Raw genomic sequence first — 26,946 nt, forward strand, 5'->3', positions numbered from 1 at the left:
ATCCCCGGGCCGGTGCGGACCCCCGGGCCGGCTCCTCACGACCGCGCAGGCCGGCGGGCCGGTTCCCGGACGCCGACGGTGCGTTCCATCAGCATCCGTGCCGACGGGTGACGCCGGAAGGACCGCAACTCCGCGCGCAGGGAGTCGATCGCGGAACACGCACGCGGGGAGGAGAGGCCGGGCGCCTCCTGGAGGAGGAGCGCGTAATCCCGGCACCCCGACTCCACCTGCCCGGCCCGCAGCCGGACCTGGGTCAGGCGGGCGCGGGTCAGCACCCGGGCTCGGCGCTGGTCGGCCGGAGTGCAGTACTCCGTGGACGCCTCGAACGCCCTGATGGCGCCGCCGGTGTCGCCGAGCGCACGGAGCATCTGTCCCTCCTGGTCCCGCATGGCGCCCGGGGAATAGGCCGTCAGGCGGGGGAAGGACTCGTCCGCGGAGTCGCCCAGCACCCGCTCGGCGGACGCCAGGTCGCTCAGCGCCGTGTCGGTGATCCCGACGCCCGCCTTCGCCGCCGCCCGCCGGGCCAGCACGGAGGCGCGCACCGGTCCCGACGCGCAGCGCTGCGCCGTCGTATGGGCCGCGACAGCCAGTTCGAACGCCTGCCGGTGGCAGCCGAGCCGGGACGCCTGGCTGCTCAGGGCGCGCAGCACGGTGGCTTCGAGGGCCGGATCGTCGGCCGCCGCGGCGAGCTCCAGCGCGGAGTGGTGGTAGCGCTGGGCCAGACCGTGCAGATTGCTGTCCGCGCACATCAGGGCGCAGACATAGGCCGTGCGGGCCACCTCGGCGAGCAGTCCGCCGTACGTCTCCTCGCGGGTGCGCGCCAGTGCCGTCGCCGCGTCGTCGGCGAGATAGGCGGCGACCGCGGTCCTGGCATGGCCGCCGCCGTGCCGCTCCAACTGCTGATGGAAGGCCGCGGCCATGTCCCCGACGGCTTCCGCGGTGACCGGCTGCTCCTCCGCGGCCCGCCGGGACACCTGCTGGCGCCGCACGGCGCCGTGCGGCCCGCAGGGCAGCGCGGGGTCGTACACCAGTCCGTAGAGCGCCTGACGCTGCTGCGGGTCCGCGTCCGCACGGGCCAGGGCCGCGAGTCGGCGTACCGGGTCCCGTGCCGGGTCACGGCCCCAGGCGCCGCCGGAGAGGTTCCAGTCGGTTGCGCACCACGCCGCGACGAGCCCCGTCTCGGCCTCGGTGACCGGCCTTCCGATCCGGGCCGTGAGGGCTTGGGCGACGAGCGCGGGCACCGGTTGCCGGGGCCTGGAGCCGGCGACCCAGTGCGAGACCGATGTCCTGTCGTAGCGCAGGGACACCCCGCGGGCTCGGCCCAGTTCGTTCAGCGCCTGGGCCAGTGCGTGCCGGGACCACCCCGCTTCGGTCAGCAGGGCGGGCAGTCGGCTGTTGGGCGTGCGACGACGGGTCATGGTTCCTCCACTTGCGCCCGGGAGAAGGCCACGTCCGCGGGGCGCCTCTGTATGAGAGGGCCCTCCGGCAGGGGCACTTCAGGTGCTGTCCCCGCCGGTCGGCCATGGGCTCGGCAGTGGGCGGGGGCGGGCGAACGGGGTGCGTCCGGATGACGTTTCACGCTTCCCCGGGCATTCTTCGGCCGCGATCGGCCGGTTCACGCCCCAGTGGAAGGCACGGAAACCGCGGAGCCAACACCGACGGGGCGACGGAAGCGTGAATGCGTTGAATTCCGGTGCCACGGAAGCGAGTACCGGAGAAGGTCCGGCCTTCGCCGGGTGCGCTGCGTCTGTCCCGCGCCACGGGCACGCCCGGCGGCCTGACCTCCGAGCCCGCCCCGAGGATGTCCGTGCCCGGAAGACCGGAACCCGCATGAACACCCGTTGGATGAGCGTTCAACACGTGCACGCCGTTCACCGGGCCCACGGATCCGCATTGCCGCGCACCGGCATACGCTCTCGTTCATGGAAAACCGTGCGGTCCCCCGGGAACGCCGCAGGCCCTCCTGACCGATCGCGTACCGCGATTCCGTGGGAGGGCGACCGGGCCATCCGTATCCGGAACATGCGAACCGGATCCCGGTGAACCGCTCACGCACAAGACCGGGCGGAGGAATGGGAAATGCCCTGTCACAAGAACGAGAACAGCAGCGGGAACGCGTACGAAAGCTATCTGAGGATTCCTGATCTCCTGCGTCTGCAGGAACCGCGCTACGCAGGACGGCAGGAATCCGTCCGCTCCTCCGAACTGTTCTTCATCGTGGTGCACCAATCCGCCGAACTGCTGCTCACCCAGCTCGTCCACGACCTGCGGACAGCATTCCGGGAGGGGTGCCGGACTCCTTCCGGTCGGCCGGAGGCCGAGCAGCGGCTGCGTCGCTGCATCGGCCTGGTCCGGCTCCAGAGGAGCCATGTGGAGGTTCTGGAGCATTTGCCGCGTCAGCACTTCCTGACCTTCCGCGAGGAGTTGGGGGCGGCCAGCGCCAGTGGGTCCGCGCAGTTCGCCGAGGTCTTCGCGCTGCTCGCGGCGGACGGCGAGAGGCAGAAGCTCCACCGGCCGGGCATCGGTGGCGGCGCCCTCACGTCGCTGACGGCAGAGCTGGAGGAGGAGGTCCGCCGCTGGCAGCTTGCCCATCTCGCACTGGTGCAGCGCATGCTCGGCGACCGCGCCGGCACCGGCGGGTCCAGCGGGGTGGCCTGGTTGCGCTCCCGGCTGCTCCCGGCCCGGCGGTCGCCCGCCCCGGCAGGGCGCGCGGGGCAACGGACACGATCCGCATGAGCGGGGTCGGACCGTCGGTGACGCAGGTGACCGCCGCAGCGGCAGCGGGACGCACCACCGCGGTGGAGCAGGTGCGACGGTGTGCCGCTGCCCACGCCCGCACCGCGCGGCTGGGCGCCTTCACCCAGGTGGACGTCGGCTCCGCGCTCGCCGAGGCCGAACGGGCGGACCGCCGCGGGGCGGCCGGGAGCCTGCCGTTGCGGGGCGTGGTGCTGGCCGTGAAGGACAACATCGACACCGCGGGGTTCGCCACCACCGCCGGGACCCCGGCCCTGCGCACGCACCGCCCCCGGCGCGACGCCGAGGTGGTGCGCACGCTGCGCCGTGCGGGTGCGGTCGTCCTGGGCAAGGCCAACATGCACGAACTGGCCTACGGGGTGACCGGCGACAACCCCGCCTTCGGCCGGGTACGCCATCCGTTGCGGCCCGAACGCATCCCGGGCGGCAGCAGCTCGGGGTCGGCGGCCGCGGTGGCAGCAGGGGTGGTGACAGCGGCGCTGGGGACCGAGACCGGCTGCTCGGTGCGGGTGCCGGCCGCGCTGTGCGGGGTAGTGGGGTTCCGGCCCACGGTGGGCGCCTGCTCCGGCCAGGGCATGGTGCCCGTGTCCTGGACACGGGACACCGTCGGCGTGCTGGCCCGCGACGTCGCGGACATCCGCGCCGTGGACGCCGTCCTCCGCCCGCAGTCCGGCAGGGCACCGGACGAAGACGGCGACCCGTTGCGCGGCCTGCGGCTGGCCGCCCCTCATCGGCCGTTCCGGCAGGGACTCGCACCGCCTCTCCGGGCGGTGTTCGAGACGCGGCTGGCCGCCCTGGAAGGAGCCGGGGTCGAGATCGTCGAGGCGGATCCTCCCGGCGGCGTCCAGGACGCCGCGGCCCGGTGCGGCCTGACGATCGCCCGGTACGAGACTCCGCACGGCATCGACCGCTACCTCGCGGCGCACGGTGGCACCGCACGGTTCGCCGATGTCGCCGCGCAGGTGGCGAGCCCGGACGTGGCGCGCCTGCTGCGGCCGCCGGGCGAGGAGCGGGTGGCGGAGGAGGACTACCGGGCAGCCCTGGCGGACCGAGCACACCTGGGTCGGCTGCTGGACGACTTCGTCGCACACCACCACGTCGACGGTCTCCTCGTGCCCACGGCCCCGGTGACCGCCCCGACGCTGCTGGGCGGCGACCGTGTCGAGGTCGGAGGGCGCCCGGCCGCGGCCTTCCCGCTGCTGGTGCGCAACGCCGACATCTCCAGCGTTCTGGGGCTGCCCGCGCTCACCCTTCCCGCCGCAGCGGACGAGAGCGGCCTCCCCTTCGGCATCGATCTGCAGTTCCCCGCCGGAGCCGACAGCCGTCTGCTGGCGGTTGCCCACGCCTGCGAACGGCTCTGGCGGTGCGCCGGAGCCCCCGGCCCCCGGCGAGGCCACCGTTCCTCGGAACACCACGCCTGAGACGACCGGAAGGACGATCGGTCATGCAGGACCCGTTGGACATCATCGGAGACAGCAGTCTTCCCAACCCCTACGAGGACGCCTCCCTGCTCCTGAACCACCAAGCCGCCGGCGGGGATCCGGCCGACGTGCTCTACCTCAGCCTGGGGGAATCCTGGGGGCACACGGCGCCCGGCCTGCGCGACACGCTGGCCGCCCCCCTCCCCCGGCACTGCCACGGCTACATGCTCAGCCCCTACGGTCTCCCCGCGCTCCGCCGTGTGCTGCGCACCTACCTCACCGCCGATCATGATCTGGCGGGCGTCGCGGCCCTGGGCAGCGACTACGACGTGGCCGTCTCCCAGAACAGCACCCGCAACGCCATGTTCCACTTCGGCCGGCTGCTGCGCGAAGAGGCGGCGTGCGAGGAAGCCGAGGCCGTCGTCGTCACCTCGGCACCGGGCTGGGACTACGCGGGGGTCTTCACCGCCCTGGGCTGGAGCACCCGCAGCTTCGCGCTGGTCCCCGAGCGGCACTACCAGCCCGACCCCCAGGAGGTCGCCGCGCTGCTCCGGGAGGCCCGCCGCGACACCTCCGGGCCGCTGCTGCTGGTCGTCAACGCCCAGCACAACCCCACCGGCGCCAACTGGTCACCGCACGCCGTACGCGCCATGGTCCGGGCGGCGCTCGAGGTGGGAGCGTGCCTGCTCGTCGACGACGCCTACTACGCCGTGCACGATCCGGAGGTCACCCCCACCAACGCGCTGCGCATCCTGCTGGAGGAACTGGCCGGCACACCCCACGCGCGGCGGCCCCGGTGGCTGGCCGTGCGCTCGCTGGGCAAACAGTTCCACTGCAACGGCTGGGGTATCGGTGCACTCACCGCCTCGCCCGGCACGCTGACGCGGCTTCTCGCTCATGCGCTGCCGCAGTACTCCTACGTCTCGGCCGTGCCGCTGCAGGCCGCGATGGCCGACTGGCTCCGCAACCCGGCCAGCGGCCGCTACCTGGCGCAGCAACGCGCGGACGGCGCCGTCAAACGGACGGAGATCTCCCGCCGTCTCACCCGGGACCTGGGATACCCAGGATCCGGGTTCTTCCCCGGGCAGTGCGCGGCCTACCTGCTGCTCGCGGTTCCCCCCTGGTACCGGAACACCCCCGGCCCCGGGAAGGAAAGCTACCGGCGCCTGTGCCTCTCCCGGGCGGGGGTGCTCCTGGGGGAGAGCCGTATGACGACGCCCGGTTGCACCCCCGACCACGCCCAGGAACACGTGCGCCTCTACACGGGACCGCCGCTCCCGGTCCTCACCCAGGCCCTGGACCGGTTGTGCACAGCGGGCCTCACCTGGCACGGGGCGCCGGGCGAGAAGCGCCTCGCCGAGTTCCCCGGCCGGACCGGGGGTGGCGGCCATGCCTGACGAACACGCACGCCGCATGGCACGGGGCCGGGAGATGATGCGCCGCATCTCTCCCGAGCGGGGCGAGAGCATGGTGGCCGAGCTGCGCGCGGTCGCCCCCGACTTCGAGGAGCTCCTCGTCGGGATCGCCTTCGCCGACGTCTGGACGCGGTCCGTCCTCTCGTTGCGCGAACGGGCTCTGGTCCGTCTCGGCGCTCTCACGGCACTGGGCTCTCCGGATGCGGCCGTGGCTGCCAACATCGACTCCGCGCAGCACATCGGGCTCAGTGACGAGGAGATATCCGAAGCGTTCCTGCAGACGATCCCGTACTGCGGATTCCCCCATGTCATCGGCGCCCTCATGGCGCTCAAGAGCATGCGGGAGAGCGAGCCGGCCGGCGGAGCCGGCCCCCGCGGTCACACGACGTCCGAGGAGCCCTGAGCACAGCCGGACCCGGAAGTCCCTGTTCCTCCAGGACCCGCCGCGGTCACACGACCCCTGCGACGCCGACGGCTGGACGGCGGCCGCTCGGCCGGAGCGCCACGTCCCGGTCCGCTGCACGTCCACCGCTTCCGCCCGGCACGGCCCGGACGGACAAGTCGGGCCGGTGTTCATCACGTGCACGCCTCCCGACCGCCGCTCCCTCCGGCAGGGCCACGGACGCCGCCTACCGTCGGAGACAGAGGACATCCCCCGCGGCAGACGCCGCTCTCCACCTCGGCCGTCCCCCGCGACCGCCGGGATCTCCGGCATCCGGGTCCGGATCGCCGAGGACTCCGCCCGCTCACCGCACACACCGCAGGAGGCATCCATGACGCAGCACACCACGACAGCGGCCCGCAGCGCACAGGATCTCGCCGACGAGATCGGGCGACTGAGGCGAACGGCCCCGGTGGGAAACGCCCTTCTGGAGACGGCCGAGCGCGGCGAGCTGACCGATGAGCACCTGCGTCGCCTGATAGGAACCGAGGCCCAGTGCCATACAGCCGAACTGGCGGCCTACGGGACCATGCTCGCCCGCTTCCCGCACCGCCCCGCAGCAGACCTCTACCTCCGGCTCGGACGACTCGTCCACGACGCCGAGCCGAAGTTGGAGAGCTGCGCCCGGGCGTTCTCGCTGACCCCCGACCAGTTGGTGCGGTGGCCCTCCGAACGGGCCGCCTACGCGTTCGACGGTGCGCTGTCGTACGCGGCGCTGCACGGCGGTCAAGCCGCCGGTGCGCTGGCGATGTACGCAGACATGCAGGTCTATTTCTCGGGCTGCTCGCGGCTGGTGGCGCACCTGCGCGCGGAAGGCACCAAGGTGCCCGAGGAGTTCCTGGCCTACTACGAGGACGACGCCGACGACGAGCTGTGCCGGCTGGCGCTCGACGTCGTGCAGGACGGTCTGGAGCGGGGGGACGACCCCGAGGAGGCCGTCTTCCACGCCCGCCTGGTGGAGGAGGGGATCGGCGACTTCTGGCGTGCCGCGGCGGCGGCGTGACGCCGGCACCGGCGGCAACGCCGACAACGATCCGCGGGCGGCCCGTTGTCCGTACCGGCCGAGCCGCCCCGGCCCCGACATCTGTATCGGAGACCTGATGCGCATCGGAATCGCAGGCGGAGGGCTGGCCGGGCTCACCACCGCCTGGCTGCTGGAGGGGACACACGACGTCGTGCTCCTCGAGTCGCGGAACGCCTTCGGCGGGAACCTCCGCTCGATGAACGTGACCGGCCCCGACGGCACGGAACACACGGTCGATCTGGGTGTGCAGGAGGTGTCCCTGCCGTCCTTCGTCACGTTCCGCCGCCTGGCCGACGCTCTCGGGATCAGCCGGGACGCGTGGGTACCGGCGCCCGTGTCCACGTCCATCCGCCTCGCGGGACGACCCGAGCCGCTGCACACCCAGGGCCTCGGCACCGGAACGCCCTCCGGTGCGCAGGGCCCGGCCGCGGACCAGGTGCGGGCAGCCGCAGACCTGCTGGCGGCCGGCGCGGCGGAGTGGGAGGAGCAGGACCTCGACTGGCAGATCCCGCTGGGGGAGCTGATCGAGCCGTGGCCCCTCGACCGGGAGGTCGTGGAGCGGGTCGTCCTCGCCCCTCCGGCCTCTCTGTGGGGTTGCCCCGTTCCGGCGGCGCGGGGGCTGTCCGCTCGTGCCGTAGCAGCCTTCACGGCGGCTCCCGAGGGCTCACCGACTCCGGAGAGCCAGCTCCTGCACGGCGGGATGCAGCGCCTCGCCTCGCGCCTGACCGCCGCTCTGCAACGCACCGAACTGCTGCCCGGGAGCGGGCTGCGCAGCGTCCGGCGCGACGGCGACGGATATCTGCTGACCGACGGCAGGGAGCGTACCCACCGGGTGGACGCCCTCGTGCTCGCGCTGCCGGCCCATGCCGCCGCTGCGGCCCTGCGGGACGTCCCGGGCCGCGGACTCCTTCGCGACGTCCTCGGCTCGTACACGTACCAGGAGGCGGAGTACGGCGTGCACCTGGACCCCTGCTACCTGCCGGAGGAGCGCCGCCACTGGGCGGCGACCAGCATCCTCGTCGACGGGGACCGCGCCGAGCGCACCACCTGGTACGGGCCGGCGCTCGGCACGGACCTGTTCGTCAGCCAGCTCACCCATCGCGCCCGGCCGCCGCGGAGGCTGCTGGCCCGCTCCGCCTTCCGCTCCGTCCTGCCCACGCCCGAGGCGCAGCGGGCACGCGGGTATCTGGCCGGGATCCAGGGCCAGGACGGCCTGTACTTCGCAGGCCACCTGACAGCGGACGTCGACTGCCAGGAGACCGCCGTGGACTCCGCGGTACACGTCGCCCGCCGGGTCGCTCCGCACAGCCTCCGCCTCGAACAGCTCACCCGATGAAGGAGACCCCCATGCGATCCACCGCACGCCCCTTCCGCGAGGTGTCCCCGCGCACCGGATCCTTGCTGATCCCGTGCATCGACGTGTCGCACGGCCGGACGACGGAACCCAGCGCCGTTCCCGGCCTGGGCGACCCCGGCAGCGTCGCGGACCTGGCGAGGCACTACTGCCGGGGCGGCGCCCGGAAGGTCTTCCTCGACGTCGTCGACCCCTGGGCCGACACCGGATATCTGGTCCCTCTGCTGCGGGAGGTGCGGAGGACCGGCATCGATCAACTGCTCGTCTCGGTGGGACACGGAGTGCTGCCCTCGGTGGAGCACGCGGAACGGCTGCTGGACGCCGGAGCCGATGTCGTCTCGGTGAGCACCAGCTTCCTGGAGGAGCCGGAGACCGTCCGTGCCGCGACCCGTGCCCTGGGCGGACACCGCTTCATGGGAGTGATCAACAGCCGCCGCACGGGCGAGCAGCGCTGGCGGGCCTGCACGCACGACGGACAGCGGGAGACCTCCGTCGACGTCCTGGAGGTGGCCCGCGGAATGGCCGAGCTGGAGCTGGGAGCGCTGTTGGCCAACAGCCTGGACCGGGAGGGCACCGGGGAAGGTTTCGACATCGGTCTCACCCGGGCCGTCGCCGACAGCAGCGGCCTGCCGGTCATCGCCTCCGGCGGCTGCGGCACTCTTGCGCATCTGCGTCCCGCGGTGACCGAGGGCCGCGCGGCATACGTCCTGTTGAACAAGATGCTGCACGCGGGCCGGCACAGTGTCGCGCAGGTCCACGACGCCCTCCTCACCAGCGCTGCGGCGCGGTGACAGCACCGTGCGCTCCGTCGTCTTCGGGCGCTACGGCGACCCGGCAACCGAGTTGCGGCTCTCCGAAGCACCGGTGCCCGAACCGCGGGAGGGACAGGTCCGGGTGCGTCTGCGGGCCCGCCCGGTGAACCCTTCGGACCTGCTCTTCGTCCAGGGACGGTACGGCAGGCCCGCCGACTTCTCCCCGGCCGGCCGGCTCCCGGATGCTCCGCCCTGCGCACCGGTCGGCTTCGAGGGGGCCGGCGAAGTGGACCGGGCGGGTCCGGGCACCCGGCTGCGGCCCGGCACACGGGTGGCCGTCGCCGCTGCCGGAACCTGGAGCGAATACCTCACCGTCGCGGAGGACGAGGTGCTTCCGGTCCCTCCGGACCTGCCGTGGGAGACGGCCTGCCAGCTCACCGTCAACCCCTTCACAGCTCATCTGCTGCTGCGGGACCTGGCTCTGGAGCCGGGCGAGTCCCTGCTCCTGACAGGTGCGTCCAGCGCTCTCGGCCGGATGCTCACCCGGCTGGCGGGCGAGCGCGGGATCCGGTGCGTCTGCGTGGTGCGGCACCCGGTGCACACCGGGCCGCTGCTGGCGGCCGGCGCCGAGCAGGTGGTGGTGGGTACCGACGGCGGCTCCGTCGGATCCCGGCTGGAAGCCGCGGGGGAAGACCGCACGGTCGCGGCGGTGCTGGACGCGGTCGGAGGCGGTGTCGGGCGCGCGGCGCTGTCTGCCCTGCGCGACGGCGGACGGTTCGTGGTGTACGGCCTGCTCTCGGGGCAGCCGCTCCCGGTGCCGCTGGAGGACCTGGTGTTCCGCGACGTCGTCATCAGGGGCTTCTGGCTCCCCGAACGCCTGCGGTCCCTCGACCCGGGCACGGTCGACCGCCTGACCAAGCGCGTCGTCGAGGACGTGCGCCGGGGACTGCTGACAGCGCCGGTGGCCGCGCGCTACGACCTGGCGGAGGTGGCCGAGGCGGTCGCCCACCACATGCGTCCCCGCCGTACCGGCAGGATCGTCCTGACCGGCTGACAGCCGCCGCGGGGCCGCGCACCCCGGCACCTGCCTCCCACCGCACCGCTCGGCACGCCGACCCGGTGCCACGGCAGCTCCGCTCCCGCTCCCCGTACTCGGCGGAGGCGCCCGAAGCTCGCGCCGAGCCGACGCGGCAGGCCGATCCGGGAGGAGACCCGGCAAGAAGTCCGGCAAGAAGTCCGGCAAGAAAGGAGTCACGCATGACTGCAGAGACCCTGATGACCGAGATGCAGCCGTACCTGGAAGGTCTCGTCCAGGAGAACGCCATGGTCGCGCACATGCGGCGCGGCCAGGCGACCGCGGATCAGATCCAGCGGCTGGTGATCTCCGAGTTCCAGTGCCAGGAGGTCGAATTACCGGCCTGCAGCGCACTGGTGACCCGGTTCCGGCACGAAACACCGGCAGCGCACTTCTCTCTGCTGGCCCACAAGGTGGCCCAGGCACGAGGGCTGCTCCGCGAGGCGGCCACTGCCGTCGGTCTCGAAGCGGACGGGCTGGCGCCGGACCCCGCCGACGGGCGCCAGCACCGGGCGCTGCGTCTGCTGAGCTGGCTCGGGCCGCACGCGCGGCCGGCCGAGGCCGCGCTGTACATGCACGCCGACCTCGTGGCCTGGTGTGCGATCTTCGCGCGGCTCGCCACGGCGTGCGACGGCCGCGAGGACGTCCCACCGGCCGTCCTCGCGTACCTGCGGTCCTGGGGTGCCGAGCCCGCTGCCGACATCACCGAGGGAACGGTGCGCGTCGTGAACTGGGGCCTGTCCCAGGGGGAGTCCGCCGACCGGGTGCTGAGGACGGCCCACCACGTGGAGGACGTCCTGAACGGTTACTGGAGCTACGTGACCGAGGGGTGAGGAGGGGAGCTGCCGCGGCGGTGCGTCGCGGCAGCTCCCCTCCCCCGGTCGGCCGCCGCGCGTCACCACACGCGGCGGCCGACCGCTCTGTGCGCTCTCCCGTGCCCGCTCCGGTCCCCGGCGCCGTGACCGCTCCGGGGCTCGGTCCGGTAGACAGCCGGGCCGCCTCAGCGGGGCGCCTCGGTCCTGGCTCGGTCCCGCCCCGGTCCCGGCCCGGCGTCCCCCGGCCCGGAGCGGAGCCGTTCCTCAGCGGAACGCCGCGGCCCGGGGCGTCCGGAGAACCGGAACGCCCCGGGCTGCTGCGCCGCTCGCCGGCCGGCCCTCAGCCGGTGGCGGTGCCGGCTTCGCCGGCGGCGCGGTCCGCACCGTCCGGCCGTCCGCCGGGGGCCGGGCGGGCGAGGAACCCCGAGTCGATGAAGTACTGGAGGTACAGGTCGATGAGCCGGGCGTCCACCGGCGGCAGCTCCAGCCCCGCGTCCTGCGTGGCCCGTTCCGTGTTGCTCCGGTCGAGAGCGGGATAGACGTCGGCGAAGTACATCTCCTTCACGGTGATGTCGCTGTCCGCCGCCTCGTCGTGGAACATGTGCATGAAAGGCGTCATGGGGTGATGCGGGTCCTTGCGGGTGAGCGCGGTGATCTCCGCGGTCCACTCCTGGTAGGGGATCCAGCGCACCGGATAGCCCATCGCACGCAGCCGTTCGACCAGGAGCCGCAGCCGTGCGTCGCGGGGGTTGGTGAGGTGGTAGGTGCGGCCGTCGGGCTGCCGGCTGCGCAGAATGTGGACGATGGCGTCCGCCGTGTAGTCCACGGGCACGAAATCCAGGGGCAGTTCCACGTCGGGAGCCAGCCCGGTCTCCGCGATCGTGCGGAACCAGGCGCACATGAGGGTGTCGGTGTTCCAGATACCGCGATCCCGCGTCCCGGTGATCTCGTAGGGCCGGTGCATGGTCAGCGGCAGTCCCCGTCCGGCCGCTGCGAGCATCATGCGCTCGACCACCCATTTGCTCTCCGCGTAGCCGAGGCTGAGCCGGTCGCCGTGTTCCGGGAGCTGGTCCTCGGTGACATGGCGGACTCCGGCGGTGCCGAACCCGGCGAGGGTGACGATGGACGAGATGTGGTGCACGGGCTTGAGGGTGTGGGTCGTGGCCAGTTCCAGGAGCGTCCGGGCGCCCGCGACATTGGTGCGGCGCAGCACCTCGTACGGATAGGCGAAGTTGATCAACGAGCCGGCGTGCACGATGCTGTCGACCCGGCGGGCCAGGTCGTCGAACCCGTCCGGTCCCCTGCCGAGTCGCGGTTCGGAGATGTCGCCCGGCACCGGTACGACATGGGAGTCGACCTTCTCGTAGTCCAGTCCGTACCGCCGCATGCGGTTGGCGATCCGGCGGCGGGCGTGCTCCTCGTCGTCGGCACGCACCAGGCACCAGACCTCGGGTACCCCTGCCGCGACCAGCCGGTCGAGGAGGAAGACACCGAGGAAGCCGGTGGCGCCGGTGAGCAGCGGCCGGCGCGGACGCCTCGGGTCGCCGGCCGGGGGCGCGTCGAAACGCAGCCCGGAGGGGAGCTCGGCATCCCGTTCGAGCTCTGCGCCGTGCCGCACCTGGGGAGGTTCCTCACCCGCGCGCACCCTTTCGAGCCGCTGGGCGAGCTGGGCCAGCGAGGGGTTGTCCAGCAGCAGGCGGATCAGCCAGGAGCCCGCTTTGTCGGGCAGATCCAGGCGCTCGCCCAGGGCTGCCGCGCTCTGGGCCACCTGCAGGGACTGTCCGCCCAGCGCGAAGAATCCGTCGTCGCGACCGACGGAGGGAAGGCCCAGCACCTGCCGCCACACCTGGGCGACGGCCTCCTCGTGCACGCCCCGCGGGCGCTGCTCCTCCGGCAGCTTCTCGTCGCCGCCGTCCGGAAGTGCGCTGCGGTCCACTTTGCCGCTGGAGTTGACGGGCATGGCGTCCACCACGCTGATCTGCACCGGCACCATGAAGACCGGCAGGCGGTCGCGCAGGTAGCGGCGCAGCCGCATCGGCAGATCCCGTTCCGCCCCCTCGTGCTCACCGGCGGCCACCACCCATGCCCGGAGCCGGTCCCCGTTCTCCTCCGCCAGCGCCACCGCGGACTCCTCCACCTCCGGATGTGCTGACAACACGATTTCGACCTCCCGCAGTTCGACCCGGAAGCCGCCCAGCTTCACCTGCCGGTCCCGCCGCCCCAGGAACTCCAGCACCCCGTCGGCGCGCAGCCGGGCCATGTCACCCGTGCGGTAGAGGCGGTCGCCCGGACGGTCGGAGAAGGGGTCGGGGACGAACCGCTCCTCCGTCAGCTCCGGCTTGCCGAGGTAGCCGAGCGCCACCCCGTCCCCACCGACCCACAGTTCGCCCTCCTCGCCGATGTCGGCGAGCGAACCGCTGTCCCGCAGCACATACGCCGTGGAGTTGGCTATCGGCGTGCCGATGGGCACCGTTTCGGCCTCGGGGGGCAGTTCGTCGACGACGTACGCGGTGCTGATCACGGAGTTCTCGGTCGGACCGTACCCGTCGACGAGCTGCGCGGGCGGGCCGTTCCGCAGGACGGCTCGGACCGCGGAGGGGTTCAGCGCCTCGCCCCCGGCGACCAGACATCGCAGCGTGCCGAACATCGCCGGCCGGGCAGCCGCCATCTGGTGGAAGAGGGCGGCCCCCAGCCACATCAGTGTCGCCCGCTCCCGCTGGAGGAAGTCCTCCAGCCGTCGCGGCGAGAGCAGCGTCTCCTGGTCGGGGATCGCCAGCCGGGCCCCGTTCAGCAGCGGCCCGAAGAGGTCGAGGACCGAGAGGTCGAAGGTGAGGTTGACCGTTCCGCACATGACGTCGTCCGCGCGGATCCCCAGGAAGTCGGTGCCCCGGACCAGGCGCACGATTCCGCGGTGCGGCACGACCACGCCCTTCGGAGTCCCCGTCGAGCCGGAGGTGTACAGGACGTAGGCGGGGTCTTCCGCTGACTGCTCATGTTCTCGGGGCACCGGGGCGTGCTCGGGGAGCGCGTCCAGATCCAAGACCGTCAGCCCCTCGGGTATCCGGGTGCGGTGCTCGGCCACGGTGAGGGCGATGCGGCACCCGGCGTCCTGGAGTATCCCCTCGATCCGCTCCCGCGGGAACTCCATGTCCACCGGCAGGTACGCCGCGCCGGAGCGCAGCACCGCCAGCAGGGCCACGTAGCCTGCCACGGACCGCTCGACGCAGACCGCGACGATCTCTCCGGGACCGGCGCCGGATTCCTGCAGCAGGCCGGCCAGCCGGTCGACCCGGCGGCGGAGTCCGGCGTAGTCGATGTCCTCGCCGGATTCCGGTGAGAGCGCCACCGCGTGCGGCGTGGCCTCGGCCTGGCGGCGGAAGAGTTCGTGTGCGGTCGCCTCCCGCGGATAGTCGGTCCGGGTGGCGTTCCACCGCCGTATCCACTCGGTGGAAGGGGATTCCGTTCGTTTCTGCGCCCGCGGCATCGCGTCCTCCTTCTGCACGGGAATTCCGGAGGCCCCCGGCTCTTCCCGCGTGCCGCTTGCGCAGCGGCGCCGGGAGGGAGGACCGGGAGTCTCTCCCACCGTGCGCCGCCCTGGCCCACGCCGCCACGGCCGTCGGTGTCCCGACCCGTGAACACGATGAACCCGGCCGCCCGGCCGGTGAAACCGGCCGCGGCAGAGCGGGCGTTCTCCGCTCCGGCACGCCGGACCGCGTTTCGCGAGGGCCGCGGACGCTCGCCGAATCCGGTGGCGGGCCGTTCCGGCGGCCCGCCCCTTGTCCAGGTCGCGCCGAATTCCCGGAAGCGCCTCCCGGCCCGGACACAATTTTCGGCGAACGGAATACGCGGCGGATTCCACGACGCCGCTCCGGGCTTTCCGGGAATCCGGGCACGGATTCTGCGCCCGGCTCCCGGGCGGCGGCCTGTCCGTCCGCCGCCCCGGACCGTCGGTGCGCACCGGCCGACTGCTGCGGCAGCACGGGGAAGCGCCCCCGCATCCGGGCGGCCGATGCCCTGCGCTGCACCCTCCGACAGCACGCGGGCGGGGCCGGGGCACGTCGGACATGCCCCGGCCCCGCCCGCGATTCGGGGACCGACGGCGCCGGGGCCGGGCTCTCGGCGGCCGCCTGCGGCCGGGAGTTGCCGCCGCAGGCGGCAGGCGCCGGACCGACGGGTCAGCGAGGAGCGGGCAGGGACGCGGACTCGGTGCTGCCGTCGTTGTCGCCGCGCACCCACACGGTCCGCTGCGGGAAGGGGATGTCGACCCCGGCGACCTCCAGCGCCTCCTTGACCCGGCGGCGCAGCTCGCGGGTGACGCCCCACTGCTTGAGCGGGGCCGTCTTGACGGCGATGCGCACGAGCACACCGTCGGCGTCCAGGGACTGCACGCCCCAGACGGACGGGTCCTCCAGGAGCATGCCCGCGAAGCGGGGGTCCTCCCGCATCTCCCGGCCGGCCGCCTCCAGGACGCTGCAGACGGTGTCGAGGTTGGACTCGTAGGCCACGGAGACGTCGAGGACGGCGCGGGCCCACTCCTGGCTGTCGTTGCGGACCCGCAGGATCTCACCGTTGCGGATGTGCCACAGGCCGCCGTTGAGGTCGCGGATCTGGGTGAGCCGCAGGCCCACGTGCTCGACCTCACCGATGGCCTCGCCCAGGTCCACCGAGTCGCCCACTCCGTACTGGTCCTCCAGCATGATGAGCATGCCGGACAGGTAGTCGGCCACCAGGCTCTGCGCGCCGAAGCCGATCGCCAGGCCCACCACACCGGCACTGGCCAGCAGCGGGCCGAGCGCGATACCGACCTGGTCGAGAACCATCGCCGCGCCCATGACCCCGACGACGACCGTGACGATGCTGCTCAGTACCGACCCGATGGTCCTGGCCCGCTGCTCGCGCCGCTCCTGGGCCCGGGACCGGTCCCGCTGCAGCACCGCCGGACCCCGGCCGGACGGGCGCGGTCCGGTCTCCCGCTCCTCGGACGGCTCCAGGATGCGCTTCACCACATGCTTGATGCCCTTCTTGGCCAGCATGCGGACTATTGCCATGCCTACGACGATGAGCAGGATGCGCAACGGCACGCCTATGAGAGTGTCCACGTTGTCGCGCAGCCAGTCCGGGGCGGTCATGGCCTGTTGCATGTCACCACTGAGCAGGTAGGACGCCGACGCGTCGGAAAGTGACACGAGAAAGACTGCTCCACTCTTCATTGACGGCTGGATTTTTCGCGCCAGTGACCGTAGCCGGGGCCCGGCAACCGGGTCAAAAAACGTGAAGACCGGACGTGAACGACGTGAACGTCATGCACGGAAGAACGGATCGCAATCGAACTCGGGTCCGATGCACGGAAGTGCGCCCACCGGCCGGCGTCAAGCGCCGCTCCTTCGCGCCCTTTTCCGGCGGCCTACGCGCACATGACTTTCGACGCGCATTCCGCACGGAAAGCGCGTGTTCCGCACCGAATCCCCGCCCGCTGTCCGGTGGGACCGGCGGACCACACCCGGTTCGGACCGGCGGACCACACCCGGTTCGGACCGTCGGACCACACCCGGTTCGGGGCGGCGGACCACACCCGGTTCGGGCGGGCGGGCCGGGCCACAGCCGGTTCGGGGCGGCGGGCCGGGCCACAGCCGGTTCGGGCCGGCAGCGGCGACGCGGCGCCGCGCCCCGTCGTGCTGCACCGGCGGACCGGCCCCCTGCATGGTGTTCGCAGCTCCTGCCCAGCCCCTCCTCCAGCCGCCACCGGGCGGATCCGCGCCACGCGGACACGGCTCCGGCACCACCCCGCAGAGCGGGCCGGTCCGGTTACCACCCGACCGCGCCGCGGCGCCTCGGCTTCAGCGCGGCGGGACCGGCGGGCGGGCGGCGACGACACGGCGGAAGAGCCTCTGCACGGCGGCGGTGATGTCGGTGTCGGGCGCGGTGTGGTGGCAGGGCCCGGTGTAGGCGTGGGTCAGGAAATCGGCGGTGAGTTCGGGGTCGGGGACATCGAACTCGCCTGCGGCACGGCCCTGCGTGAGGAGGCTGACGAGCAGGTCGCGGGCGGCGGTCATGGGTTCCTCACCGACTGCGCCGCCGGGTTCGTGGAAGAGCCGGTGGTAGAGCTCGTGGTGGTCCTGCTCCGCTGTGATCCAGGCGGCGACGAGCCCGTCGAGCCGTTCGGTCCAGGTCAGGCCGGGCTGTTCCAGGAGAGCGGTGGGTTGCTGGAGCATGCGGTCCCACATCTCGGCCTGGAGGGCTGCCAGGAGTTCGTGCTTGGAGTCGAAGTAGAGGTAGACCGTGCCCTTGGCGACCCCGGCGCGGGCGGCGACCTTGCTGACGGTCAGCGCCTCGTAGCCGTCGTCCAGGAGCAGGGCGGCCGTGGCGTCGAGGATCTGGCGGCGGCGCACGTCCGGGGGCTGGAAGCGGCCGGCGGGCTGGGCGGGGGCGGACTGGTCCGCGGGCACGGTCCCTCCTTCGTCGTCAGGTGAACCGGCTTGCCGACCGGTGGTCGGTCAGCCGGTGACCCCCAGGGTGTCACGGGGTTTGCGGGCGACGACGATGACCGCGTGCTCCTCGCCGGGGTGCTGGATGCGCGGTACGGCCTGCCGGGTGGCGCGCACGATCTCCAGGCCGAGGCCGGTGAAGGCTTCGGTCAGCTCGGCGAGGGTGGCCAGATCGCCGGGTTCGGCCCAGTCGCAGACCTCCTCGTCCCATTCGCCGAGGGCCAGGGTCCCGTCCGGGGCGAGCGCGGCGGCCAGAGTGGCCAGGGTGGCGGTGCGGCCTGGGCCGCGGGGCGGCAGCGCGTAGGAGCTGAGGGCGAAGTCGTAGGCGGTCCGGGGCCGCCAGGTGGCGCTGTCGGCGACGGCGAGTTCGATCCGGTCCACCAGGCCGCGGGCGCAGGCTCCGGCGCGGGTGGAGGCGATGGCACGGGGCGCGAGGTCCACACCGGTGACGCGCCAGCCGCGTTCGGCGAGCGCCAGGGCGTTGCCGCCGGCCCCGCAGCCCAGGTCCAGGGCCCTTCCCGGCGGGAGGTCGTGGGCGGGGGCGAGGAGCATCGGGTCGGGATCGGCGGTGTCGCTGCCGTCCCCGGTGTAGAGGTCGTCCCACGCGAAATCCGGGTGGGCGGCGGCCCCGGGCCCGTGGGCGTGATCAGTGGCAGGAGTGTCGTGGGTCACAGTTCCTCCGGCGGGAATGAGAGCGCTTGAATGACCGTTGGTCAGTAGTATGACCAACGGTCATTCGCCGTCAAGCTCTTCCGGAGGCACCCCGTGCACCACCACCGCAGCGCCCAGTACGACACCGTGATCATCGGCGGCGGCCCCGCGGGGCTGACCGCCGCGCAGACCCTCACCCGCTACCGCCACCGCACCCTGGTCGTCGAGTCCCCCGCCCCGCCTCGCAACGCCACCTCCCGCGGCGTGCACGGCCTGATCGGCATGGAGGGCGCCACCCCCGACGAGCTGCGCTCCCGCGCCTGGGAAGAGCTGGACCGGTACGGACTGGCCCGGCGGCTCCCCGCCACGGTCAGCGAGCTCATCCCCCTGGGCGACGACGGATTCACCGTGCGCGCGGACGACGGGACCACCACCTGGGCCCGGAACGCCGTCCTGGCCACCGGCGTCATCGACCGGCACCCCGACGGCGTGGAGGGCTTCGCCGCCTGCTGGGGCCGCACGGTGATCCACTGCCCGTTCTGCATCGGCGAGGAGAACGCCGACCGCACCTGGGCCCTGGTCTCCGACGAACCCCGCTACCTCCGCATGGCCGCCACCGCCTTCCGCGCCTGGACCGGCGACACCGTCGCCGTCGCCCCGACCGCACTGCCCGGCGCCGAAGAAGTGCGCCGGGCCCTGCGCGAGCAGGGCAGCGACCTCGTCCAGGGCGAGATCACCCGCCTGCACCACAGCGACGGCGACCTGCACGCCGTGGAACTGGCCGACGGAACCCTCCTGGAGCGCCAGACCCTGCTGTGGCCCCGGCCCCAGCGCCAGGTCCCGCTCGTCGAGCGCCTGGCAGCCGAGCACGGCCTCGCCCTGAGCGGCGGCTGCGTCACCGTGGACGACGGCCACCGGACCAGCATCCCCGGCCTCTACGCCGCCGGCGACCTGACCGGCAGGACCTGGGAGCAGGGAGTCGTCCCCGCCGTGACCGCCGGAAGCGCGGCCGCCGACGCCATCCACTTCGCCCGCCTGGCCTGACGGCCCCGACACCCGGCAGGAACACCCCGTGCCCGAGCAGGACTTCACCGCCTACCTCGACCGACGCGACCACCTCGGCGACCGCACCTCCCTCTACCGGGCCGTTGCAGCCCACACCGGAGCCCGCCGCGTCCTCTACCCCGGCAGCTACCTCGACCTCGCCCCCTCCACCGTCTGGCCCGACGTCACCTACCTCGACGCCGACGCCCGCGCCCGCCGGGCCTTCCAGGGCTCCGATGCCACCGCGCTCGCCGCCCGGCGCAAGGAGTACCCCGAACACCCCCGCATCACCTTCGTACCCGGCGACTACACCCGCACCCTGGCGGAGCTGCCCGAAGCCGAGTGGGACCTGGTGCTGTCCCTGTACGCGGGCCCCGTCTCCGAGCACGCCACCCGCTGCCTGCGCCCAGGGGGCTGGCTCCTGGCCAACAACAGCCACGCCGACGCCGGTCTCGCCCACCTCGACCCCCGCTACCGGCTCGCCGCCGTCCTGCACCTCGACCCCGGCCGCGACCCCGGCCGCCCTCGCCTCACCACCGACGACCTCGACCGCTGCCTGCAACCCAAGCGCCCGCCCCACCCCACCCGCGAACAACTCCACGCCGCAGGCAGCGGAACCGCCTACACCCACCCGGCCACCGCCTACCTCTTCCGCCTCCACTCCCCCGCGCACGGCCGGTAGACAGGCCCCGTACCTGGAGCGGCCGGGGCAGGGGGCCCGGGGCGTGCCGCGGCGGGCGCGCCCCGTCGGGTCTATGCGCTCCAGGCATGCTCCAGCAGAGTGCGGAAGGAGGCGGGCTCCCGGCCGATCAGTTCGGCCAGCGTCGGGTCGAGGGCGCCGAACTCGTCGTTCCGCGCGGCCGCGAAGATGCTCAGCATCAGGTCGGCGACGGGCGCGGGGACACCGTGCGCCCGTGACTGCTCGCGGTAGGTGCTGTCGGGGACCACGGTTCGGGTGAAGTCCCGACCGGTGACCTGGGCCGCGATCTCGCCGACGGCGGCGAAGTCCGCGGCCGCCGCTCCGGTGAGCGGCGGGGTGGGCCCCTCGAAGCGGCCCTCGTCGGAGAGGATCGCCGCGGCGGCCTCGGCGAGGTCGTCATGGCCGGTCCAGGCGACGGGACCGTCGGCGGGGAGGGCGATGTCCCCGGTGTGCCGGGCGGATTCGAGGAAGTGCAGGGCACTGGCGGCGTAGAAGCCGTTGCGCAGCGCGGTCCAGGGCAGGCCGGTGGCCCGCAGAAGGTCCTCCGTCCGGGCGTGGTCGCGGCAGGGCTGGAAGAGGGAGTCGTGGGCGGCGCCCATCTGGCTGGTGTAGAGGATGCGGCCGACGCCGGCCTGTACGGCCGCGTCGACGGCGGCACGGTGGCCGGTGACGCACTCTTCGCCCGCCCGGTCGAGGGAGACGAGAAGGACCTGCTCGGCGCCTTCGAAGGCGTGCACGAGCGAGGCAGGGTCGTCGAAGTCGCCCCGCCGGACACGGACGCCCCGTTCGGCGAGGTCCTGAGCCGTGCGCGGGTCGCGGACGCTGACGCCGACGCGGCCGGCGGGGACGCGCTCCAACAGGCGCTCCACGGTGCGGCGGCCGAGCTTCCCGGTGGCTCCGGTCACGATGATCACGAGTGGGGTCTCCCAACAGTTCGCGCTGTGTTTCCGATGGAATCATTTGAACGATAACACTGGAACTAACGGTGGAAGCAAACTTTCGATACCATCGATTCATGCGCCATGACACCGCTGCCGACAGCCCCCGCCACCGCATCGTCGAGGCGGCAGTCGAACTGCTGGAGGGCGGCGGACCCGAAGCGGTCAGCACCCGTGCGGTGGCCGCCGCGGCCGGGATGCAGCCCCCGGCGATCTACCGCCTCTTCGGCGACAAGGAGGGGCTGCTGGAGGCGGTCGCCGAACACGGCTACGCGCAGTTCCTGGAGAGCAAGCGCGCACAGCTCGACCCCGCTCCGGAGGACCCGGTGGAGGACCTGCGCCGCAGTTGGGACACGGTGGTGGAGTTCGGCGTCTCGCGCCCCGAACTGTTCGCGGTGATGAACAGGGCCAGCAGCCGCGGGTCGGACGCCGCCCATCGCGCGGGCCTGGAGATCCTCCGCGGACGGGTGCACCGGCTGGCAGCCGGAGGGTGGCTGCGGGTCGAGGAGGAGCTCGCCGTCCAGATCATCCGGGCAACCGGCCAAGGCGCGGTCACCACCTGGAACTCCACCCCCGCCGAGCGCCGCACCCCGGCACTGCTGACGATCCTGCGCGAGTCCATGGTCGCCGCCGTCACCCGCGCCGAGCCGACCGTCCCGGCCGCGGAGTCCGGCCCCGCCCCGGCAGCCCGCGCGCTGCGCGCCGCACTCCCCGACGACACGGGCCTGCTGAGCGACGCCGAACAGCGGCTGCTGCGCGAATGGCTCACCCGCCTCGCGTCGGACCGCAGCGCGCAGCGGGCCTGACCACCGAGGCGGGGGCTCCGACGGCCAGGGCCTACCGCGTGCCCCGCTCTCCCGGCGCCTCGGGCACGGACTTCACGACGGTCGGGTCGTCAGGGTCATGCGGCAGCAGACGCCCTCCCGGACCGGCACCCACCAGGTCGACGCCCCTGGGACCGCAAGCCGGGCCGCCTCGGCAATCCCCTCGCTCCCGGAGGCATCACGGACCCCGAGCATCACCACCGCAACAGGTACGTGACGACCCGCGATCTACGCGAGAGACTGTCCGGGATGGACGATACCGATCAGAGGTTCGACTGATACGCCGTCACGAGCCTCGTCAGCACCCCGGCATCAGCCCGGAACCCCGTGCCCCGCGACGCCGCCGAGCGCCGGGGCCACGCCGCCCCCGATCCCCCACAAACCCGCTGTGACCAGCAACGAAGCCCGCACAAGCGGTTGCTGCCAATCTCGCGTGGAGGTACACATGAGGATGCTCATCAACGTTCCCGAGTCCGTGGTTCCCGACGCGCTGCGCGGGATGGCCGCCGCCCACCCCGAACTGCACGTGGATGTGGAGCGGCGGGTGGTGGTCCGGCGGGACGCACCCGTGGCGGGGAAGGTCGCGCTGGTCTCCGGTGGCGGTTCGGGGCACGAACCGCTGCACGGCGGATTCGTGGGGCCCGGGATGCTGGATGCCGCCTGCCCCGGCGAGATCTTCACCTCTCCCGTCCCCGACCAGATGGTCGCCGCTGCGGCGGCCGTGGACAGCGGAGAGGGCGTGCTGTTCGTCGTCAAGAACTACACCGGCGACGTACTGAACTTCGACATGGCCGCCGAACTGGCCGAGGACGAAGGGGTACGCATCGGGAAGGTGCTCGTCGAGGACGACGTGGCGGTGACCGACAGTACACACACGGCCGGGCGCCGGGGTACGGGCGCCACGCTGTTCGTGGAGAAGATCGCGGGTGCGCTCGCCGCGGAGGGGGCACCGCTGGAGCGGGTGGAGGCGGTCGCGCGCCAGGTGGCCGACTCCGCACGGAGCTTCGGGGTGGCCCTCAGCCCGTGCAGCACCCCGTCCAAGGGCGGTCCGATGTTCGAGCTGCCCGCGGGCGAGCTGGAACTGGGCATCGGCATCCACGGGGAGCCGGGCCGGGAGCGGCGCCCGATGATGACCTCCGGGGAGATCGCGGACTTCGCCGTCGACGCGGTGCTGGAGGACCTGCGGCCCGAGGAGCCGGTCCTCGTGCTGGTCAACGGTATGGGAGCGACACCGCTGCTGGAACTCTACGGATTCTGCGGTGAGGTGCACCGGGTCCTGGCCGAGCGGCGGATCCCGGTCGCCCGTACGCTCGTCGGCAACTATGTGACCTCGCTGGACATGGCGGGCGCCTCCGTGACGCTGTGCCGGGCCGACGAGGAGCTGCTGCGGCTGTGGGACGCACCCGTGCAGACCGCCGGACTGCGGTGGGGCGCCTGAGGGCCCGCCCGCCGAACGGTGGCACGAGGGCGGCCGGCGGGACGGGCCCCGCGACCGCGCAGCGGTGCGGCACGCACTGCGGTGCCGCACGCCTCGCAGAGCGGTGACGTACGCGGTGGTCCTGCCGGAGCGAGCAGCACCACGACCGGGACAGCGGTGAAGGAGCAGGAGTGAGCGGCAAGGTGACGAACGAGGCCGGCGGGTCCGGCGAGGGCGGGAGCGGCGGCCGGGAGCTGGACGCCGCCTTCTTCGCCCGCTGGATGACGGCTTCGGCCGACGCGGTGGCCCGGGAGGCGGACCGGCTGACGGAGCTGGATTCGGCGATCGGCGACGCGGACCACGGCGGCAACATGCGCCGCGGTTTCGAGGCGGTGCGCGGGGAGCTGGCCGAGGAGGTCCCCGGGACGCCGGGGGCCGTGCTGATGACGGCCGGCAGGAAGCTGGTCTCCACGGTGGGCGGCGCCTCGGGCCCGCTGTACGGCACACTGCTGCGCCGTACGGGCAAGGCGCTCGGCAGCGCGGAGCGCGTCAGCGGCGAGGACCTGGCGGACGCGCTGCGTACCGGGATCGATGCGGTGGCGCAGTTGGGCGGTGCCGCAGCGGGTGACAAGACGATGCTCGACGCGCTGTTCCCGGCCGTGGCGGCGCTGGCGGACAGCGGCGGCGAGGATTTCGGTGCGGCGCGGGACGCGGCCGAGCGGGGTGCGGAGGAGACGGTGCCGATGCAGGCCCGCAAGGGCCGGGCCAGCTATCTGGGCGAGCGCAGCATCGGGCACCGGGACCCGGGAGCGACCTCGGCTGCGCTGCTGGTGGCGGCGCTGGCGGAGGCCGACGGCGCCGAGGGCGGGACGGCAGGGTCCCAGGAGAACGACAGCAGTGGGAGTGAGTGACGTGGCGCAGGCCGACGGCAGCAAGCGGGTGGGGATCGTTCTGGTCTCGCACAGCAAGGAGGTCGCCGACTCGGTCGCCCGGCTGGCCGCGGGCCTCGCCGGGGTGCCGGACGCCCGGGTCGCCGGTGCGGGCGGGCTGCCCGACGGCGGGCTCGGTACCAGCGAGGAACTGATCGTCGAGGCCGCGCACCGGATGGACGAGGGAGCGGGTGTCGCGCTCCTGGTCGACCTGGGCAGCGCGGTGCTGACGGTCAAGACGCTGCTGGCCGAGGGCGACGAGCTGCCGGAGCCCGCCCGGTTGGTGGACGCGCCCCTGGTGGAAGGTGCGGTCGCCGCCGTCGTGACGGCCGCGGGCGGCGGCGACCTGGCTGCGGTGGCCTCGGCTGCCGAGGAGGCATACACCTACCGCAAGCTCTGAGCAGCGGTCAGTTGCGGGAGCGGCGGACCGCCGTCCGGGGCCGAGCCCTTCCCGGACGCGGCTCCGGGCGGTGCCACCGGTCCGGCCGGTGGCACCGCTCCGGCCGGCGCCCGGGATCCGGCCGGGACTCCAGGGCCGACCGGGACGCCGGATCCGGCCGGGACTCCAGGTCCGGCCGGACCGGCTCTTCGGTGGAAGTCCCGTTCGTGCCCGGTGTCCGGCCGCGGTCGGGGATCGCGGTCGAGACCGCGGGCAGGAGGCGGTTCGGTGCGCCGGTCCGGGACGGCGGAGGCCGCCGCAGCGACGACCGGGATGTGCCGCCAGCGGCTGTCGGGGGCATGCCGGGTCGCGACCGCCGTCCGGGCCTGCTGCGCGGCCGCGTCGGCCACCGCGCGTGCCGCCGTTCCGGCCAGCGCATAACGCCCGTAGCCGGTGCGGTGCACCAGCCCGTGCTCCGCGGCCTGCGCGAGGAGCTTGTTCGCCTGGGAGGCGCTGAGTCCGGCACGCGCGGCTATCGCCCCCAGCCGGTGGGGCGAGCCGGGGTTCTCCCGCTCCAGCGCCGTCATGGCCGCGAGTAACGCGAAACCCGTGGCCGCGCTCACCGGGCGCACCCGGAACGAAGCGTGCACCGGTACCGGACACCGGCGCGGTACCGCACCGGGAAGCATGTCACCGATTTCATCATTGGTTTACACCTTCGAAGTCGATTCATTCGCCGGGATCTGCACGGCCGGACCGCTCCACCCGCCGTCCGCCGTCATTTCGGATGCCCCGCTCGGGTCGTCCGCATTCGCGCGCCGGCAGCGGAACTTGGCATACCGCCCCGGAATGTGACGCCTACTTTTCCGCCGGTGGAAAAGTAGGCGTTCCCAACCCGCCACCCTCTTGCGCTGAGCGCATCGACTGTCGGAAGGTGACCACGGCCGACTTCAGGCCCTCGAGAGGGCAACAGGGAAGGTGGTACATGGGTATTCCTTTCGCATCCATGACAACGCCCCCGCTCTCGGATTCGATTTGCAGGAGCGTAACCGCGCGGCTCCGTCGGCGGGACGAAGCCCCGACTGCCCTTTCCGAGGCCGGATTTCGCACCGGCCGCACCCACGAGCTCGCCGTCCGCACGCTGTGACGGCGGACCCCGAGAACCCACGCAGAAGGGAGAGCTCCATGCGTTACATCCACTGATGAGTTCACGGTTGTCGCGGCCACGTGTATTCACGCGTGGCCGCGAACGTGCCGGCCCCTTTGCAAGCCACTTCGCACCCACTTCGCACCCCACCCCCACCGGATCCGAGAAAGGCTGGCCATGACGGGAGCGGCGGACACAGAGCGGGACCCCCTCTACGACCCCCTGGCTCCTGAGGTCATCGCCGCTCCGCACGCGGCATACCGGCGGCTGCGCGAACACCGCAGGGTCTACTGGCACGCGCAGCTCGACTCCTGGGTGCTCACCGGGCACGCCGAGTGCCGCAAGGTGCTCGGTGACACGACCGCTTTCGGCTCCGACTTCCGCAGGGTGGGCGAGGCGGTCCCCGACGCCCAACTGAGCGTGCAGTCGCTGGACCCGCCCGCCCACTCCGCGGTCCGCCACCTGCTCGTCTCCGCGCTGCACGTGCGCTCGCACACGGCCGTGACGGACACCGCGGCGCAGCTCGCCGCCGGGCGGCTGGAGGCGCTGCGCGGCGACGGCGCCGGCACCGTCGACCTGGTCGGCGGATTCGCCCGCCCGCTCGCGCTGCACACGATGTGCGACTTCCTGGGCGTCGCACCGCCCGACGGGCCCTGGTTCGAGGAGATGTCCAACGCCATCGTCCGCAGCATGGACGCGGGACTGGATCCCGCACGTGCCGAACCGGGCACCCGGGCCCGGGCCGAGCTGAGCCGGATGGTGGGCGAGTGGCTGGAGACCGCCGGCGAGGACGGCTTTCTCGGCGCCGCCCGCGCCGCCCGTGCCCAGGCCCCGGAGGTGTCCGAGGCGGTGCTGGCCAACTCGCTGCGGGCCGTGCTGCACGCGGGGTACGAATCCGTCAGCCGGCTGCTGGGCAACGCACTGGCCCGGCTGGTGGACGACCCCGCGCTGCTCGGCCGCGCCATGGCTCAGCACGCGCTGGATCCGCTGGTCGACGAGTTGCTCCGGCTCGACGGGCCGGTCCAGGCCGACGCCCGGGTGTGCGTGGCCGACAGCGAGCTGGGCGGCCGGCGGATCCGGCACGGCGAGGTCGTCGTGCTGCTGCTGGGCGCGGCCGACCGGGACCCGGAGGTCTTCGCCGACCCGGACGCGGTGGACCTGACCCGGCGCAAGGGAGCACATCTGGCATTCGGCCGGGGCGCGCACGCCTGTCTGGGCGCGGGGCTGGCCACCTTGCAGTTGCGAGCGGTGCTCTCGGCCCTGCACACGGCCGGGATCGGCTTCCGGCCCCAGGGCCCCGCAGAGTACGAACACACCGCGACACTCCGCGGGTTGCGCACACTGCCGGTCGCGGTCAGCGAGGCCGCTGCCGCCCGCTGA

At 73.1% G+C, this 26,946-nt stretch carries 23 protein-coding genes; 16 read left to right on the plus strand and 7 right to left on the minus strand.

Annotated elements, in window-relative coordinates; genetic code table 11:
- Positions 1 to 35: 35 nt before the first annotated feature.
- Positions 36 to 1,418, minus strand: a complete 1,383-nt coding sequence (locus BMX65_RS08910; protein WP_074999617.1) for an NsdA family TPR-like regulatory protein — start codon at positions 1,416 to 1,418, stop codon at positions 36 to 38.
- Between the two features lie 661 nt (positions 1,419 to 2,079).
- Between BMX65_RS08910 and BMX65_RS08915 the strand changes: the two genes are divergently transcribed.
- The 9 genes from BMX65_RS08915 to BMX65_RS08955 all read left to right on the plus strand — a co-directional run bounded on the left by BMX65_RS08915 (position 2,080) and on the right by BMX65_RS08955 (position 11,070).
- Positions 2,080 to 2,736: a tryptophan 2,3-dioxygenase family protein gene (locus BMX65_RS08915; protein WP_074999618.1), complete on the plus strand. Its 657-nt coding sequence runs from the start codon at positions 2,080 to 2,082 to the stop codon at positions 2,734 to 2,736.
- Positions 2,733 to 4,175, plus strand: coding sequence for an amidase family protein (locus BMX65_RS08920; protein ID WP_074999619.1), 1,443 nt, complete (start codon positions 2,733 to 2,735; stop codon positions 4,173 to 4,175). Before BMX65_RS08915 ends, BMX65_RS08920 begins: the two co-directional genes overlap by 4 nt.
- Positions 4,176 to 4,198: 23 nt before the next feature.
- Positions 4,199 to 5,572 carry a pyridoxal phosphate-dependent aminotransferase gene (locus BMX65_RS08925; protein ID WP_074999620.1) on the plus strand — a complete coding sequence of 458 codons (1,374 nt, stop codon included), beginning with the start codon at positions 4,199 to 4,201 and terminating at the stop codon, positions 5,570 to 5,572.
- Positions 5,565 to 5,993: a carboxymuconolactone decarboxylase family protein gene (locus tag BMX65_RS08930; RefSeq protein WP_143081826.1), complete on the plus strand. Its 429-nt coding sequence runs from the start codon at positions 5,565 to 5,567 to the stop codon at positions 5,991 to 5,993. The genes BMX65_RS08925 and BMX65_RS08930 overlap by 8 nt, the downstream gene beginning before the upstream one ends.
- 370 nt (positions 5,994 to 6,363) lie before the next feature.
- Entirely contained in the window at positions 6,364 to 7,035 is a 672-nt protein-coding gene (locus BMX65_RS08935; protein WP_074999622.1) for a hypothetical protein, read from the plus strand.
- A 97-nt stretch (positions 7,036 to 7,132) separates the two neighbouring features.
- A complete protein-coding gene (locus BMX65_RS08940) occupies positions 7,133 to 8,392 on the plus strand; it encodes an FAD-dependent oxidoreductase (RefSeq protein ID WP_143081827.1) in 1,260 nt (419 codons plus the stop codon).
- 11 nt (positions 8,393 to 8,403) lie between these two features.
- Complete coding sequence (locus BMX65_RS08945) at positions 8,404 to 9,201, plus strand: HisA/HisF-related TIM barrel protein (RefSeq protein WP_074999624.1); 798 nt, start codon at positions 8,404 to 8,406, stop codon at positions 9,199 to 9,201.
- Positions 9,202 to 9,208: 7 nt separating this feature from the next.
- The gene (locus tag BMX65_RS08950; protein WP_074999625.1) at positions 9,209 to 10,216 is read left to right on the plus strand and encodes a zinc-dependent alcohol dehydrogenase family protein; all 1,008 of its coding nucleotides are present in this window, start codon (positions 9,209 to 9,211) and stop codon (positions 10,214 to 10,216) included.
- A 203-nt stretch (positions 10,217 to 10,419) separates the two neighbouring features.
- On the plus strand, positions 10,420 to 11,070 hold the full coding sequence (locus BMX65_RS08955; protein WP_074999626.1) for a hypothetical protein: 651 nt from the start codon (positions 10,420 to 10,422) through the stop codon (positions 11,068 to 11,070).
- A gap of 322 nt (positions 11,071 to 11,392) precedes the next feature.
- Here BMX65_RS08955 and BMX65_RS08960 read toward each other — a convergent pair whose 3' ends face one another.
- The 4 genes from BMX65_RS08960 to BMX65_RS08975 all read right to left on the minus strand — a co-directional run bounded on the left by BMX65_RS08960 (position 11,393) and on the right by BMX65_RS08975 (position 18,209).
- Entirely contained in the window at positions 11,393 to 14,536 is a 3,144-nt protein-coding gene (locus tag BMX65_RS08960) for a non-ribosomal peptide synthetase family protein (protein WP_162637634.1), read from the minus strand.
- Between the two features lie 691 nt (positions 14,537 to 15,227).
- The gene (locus BMX65_RS08965) at positions 15,228 to 16,238 is read right to left on the minus strand and encodes a mechanosensitive ion channel family protein (protein WP_107437431.1); all 1,011 of its coding nucleotides are present in this window, start codon (positions 16,236 to 16,238) and stop codon (positions 15,228 to 15,230) included.
- Positions 16,239 to 16,889: 651 nt separating this feature from the next.
- Positions 16,890 to 17,498 carry a TetR/AcrR family transcriptional regulator gene (locus tag BMX65_RS08970; protein ID WP_074999628.1) on the minus strand — a complete coding sequence of 203 codons (609 nt, stop codon included), beginning with the start codon at positions 17,496 to 17,498 and terminating at the stop codon, positions 16,890 to 16,892.
- A 48-nt stretch (positions 17,499 to 17,546) separates the two neighbouring features.
- Positions 17,547 to 18,209: an SAM-dependent methyltransferase gene (locus BMX65_RS08975; protein ID WP_074999629.1), complete on the minus strand. Its 663-nt coding sequence runs from the start codon at positions 18,207 to 18,209 to the stop codon at positions 17,547 to 17,549.
- 93 nt (positions 18,210 to 18,302) lie between these two features.
- Here BMX65_RS08975 and BMX65_RS08980 point away from each other — a divergent pair, with 93 nt between their 5' ends.
- Both BMX65_RS08980 and BMX65_RS32790 read left to right on the plus strand, forming a co-directional pair.
- On the plus strand, positions 18,303 to 19,232 hold the full coding sequence (locus tag BMX65_RS08980; RefSeq protein ID WP_074999630.1) for an NAD(P)/FAD-dependent oxidoreductase: 930 nt from the start codon (positions 18,303 to 18,305) through the stop codon (positions 19,230 to 19,232).
- A gap of 28 nt (positions 19,233 to 19,260) precedes the next feature.
- Positions 19,261 to 19,914 carry an O-methyltransferase gene (locus BMX65_RS32790; protein WP_074999631.1) on the plus strand — a complete coding sequence of 218 codons (654 nt, stop codon included), beginning with the start codon at positions 19,261 to 19,263 and terminating at the stop codon, positions 19,912 to 19,914.
- Positions 19,915 to 19,985: 71 nt separating this feature from the next.
- Here the strand turns inward: BMX65_RS32790 and BMX65_RS08990 are convergent, their stop codons facing one another.
- Positions 19,986 to 20,846, minus strand: coding sequence for an SDR family oxidoreductase (locus tag BMX65_RS08990; protein WP_074999632.1), 861 nt, complete (start codon positions 20,844 to 20,846; stop codon positions 19,986 to 19,988).
- A gap of 101 nt (positions 20,847 to 20,947) precedes the next feature.
- Here BMX65_RS08990 and BMX65_RS08995 point away from each other — a divergent pair, with 101 nt between their 5' ends.
- From BMX65_RS08995 to dhaM, 4 genes are all read left to right on the plus strand, one after another.
- Positions 20,948 to 21,676: a TetR/AcrR family transcriptional regulator gene (locus BMX65_RS08995; protein ID WP_074999633.1), complete on the plus strand. Its 729-nt coding sequence runs from the start codon at positions 20,948 to 20,950 to the stop codon at positions 21,674 to 21,676.
- 463 nt (positions 21,677 to 22,139) lie between these two features.
- A complete protein-coding gene (gene dhaK / locus BMX65_RS09000) occupies positions 22,140 to 23,132 on the plus strand; it encodes a dihydroxyacetone kinase subunit DhaK (protein ID WP_074999634.1) in 993 nt (330 codons plus the stop codon).
- A 260-nt stretch (positions 23,133 to 23,392) separates the two neighbouring features.
- Positions 23,393 to 24,022 carry a dihydroxyacetone kinase subunit DhaL gene (dhaL, locus tag BMX65_RS09005; protein ID WP_074999818.1) on the plus strand — a complete coding sequence of 210 codons (630 nt, stop codon included), beginning with the start codon at positions 23,393 to 23,395 and terminating at the stop codon, positions 24,020 to 24,022.
- On the plus strand, positions 24,009 to 24,440 hold the full coding sequence (gene dhaM, locus BMX65_RS09010; protein ID WP_239501894.1) for a dihydroxyacetone kinase phosphoryl donor subunit DhaM: 432 nt from the start codon (positions 24,009 to 24,011) through the stop codon (positions 24,438 to 24,440). The genes dhaL and dhaM overlap by 14 nt, the downstream gene beginning before the upstream one ends.
- On the opposite strand, the gene BMX65_RS33925 is transcribed toward dhaM, so the two are convergent.
- Entirely contained in the window at positions 24,425 to 25,042 is a 618-nt protein-coding gene (locus BMX65_RS33925) for a helix-turn-helix domain-containing protein (protein WP_143081828.1), read from the minus strand. The genes dhaM and BMX65_RS33925 overlap by 16 nt on opposite strands.
- Before the next feature lie 701 nt (positions 25,043 to 25,743).
- On the opposite strand from BMX65_RS33925, the gene BMX65_RS09020 reads away from it, so the two are divergent.
- Positions 25,744 to 26,946, plus strand: a complete 1,203-nt coding sequence (locus BMX65_RS09020; protein WP_074999637.1) for a cytochrome P450 — start codon at positions 25,744 to 25,746, stop codon at positions 26,944 to 26,946.

Origin of the sequence: Streptomyces qinglanensis (assembly GCF_900111245.1) — a bacterium.
GTDB classification, from domain to species: Bacteria; Actinomycetota; Actinomycetes; order Streptomycetales; family Streptomycetaceae; genus Streptomyces; species Streptomyces qinglanensis.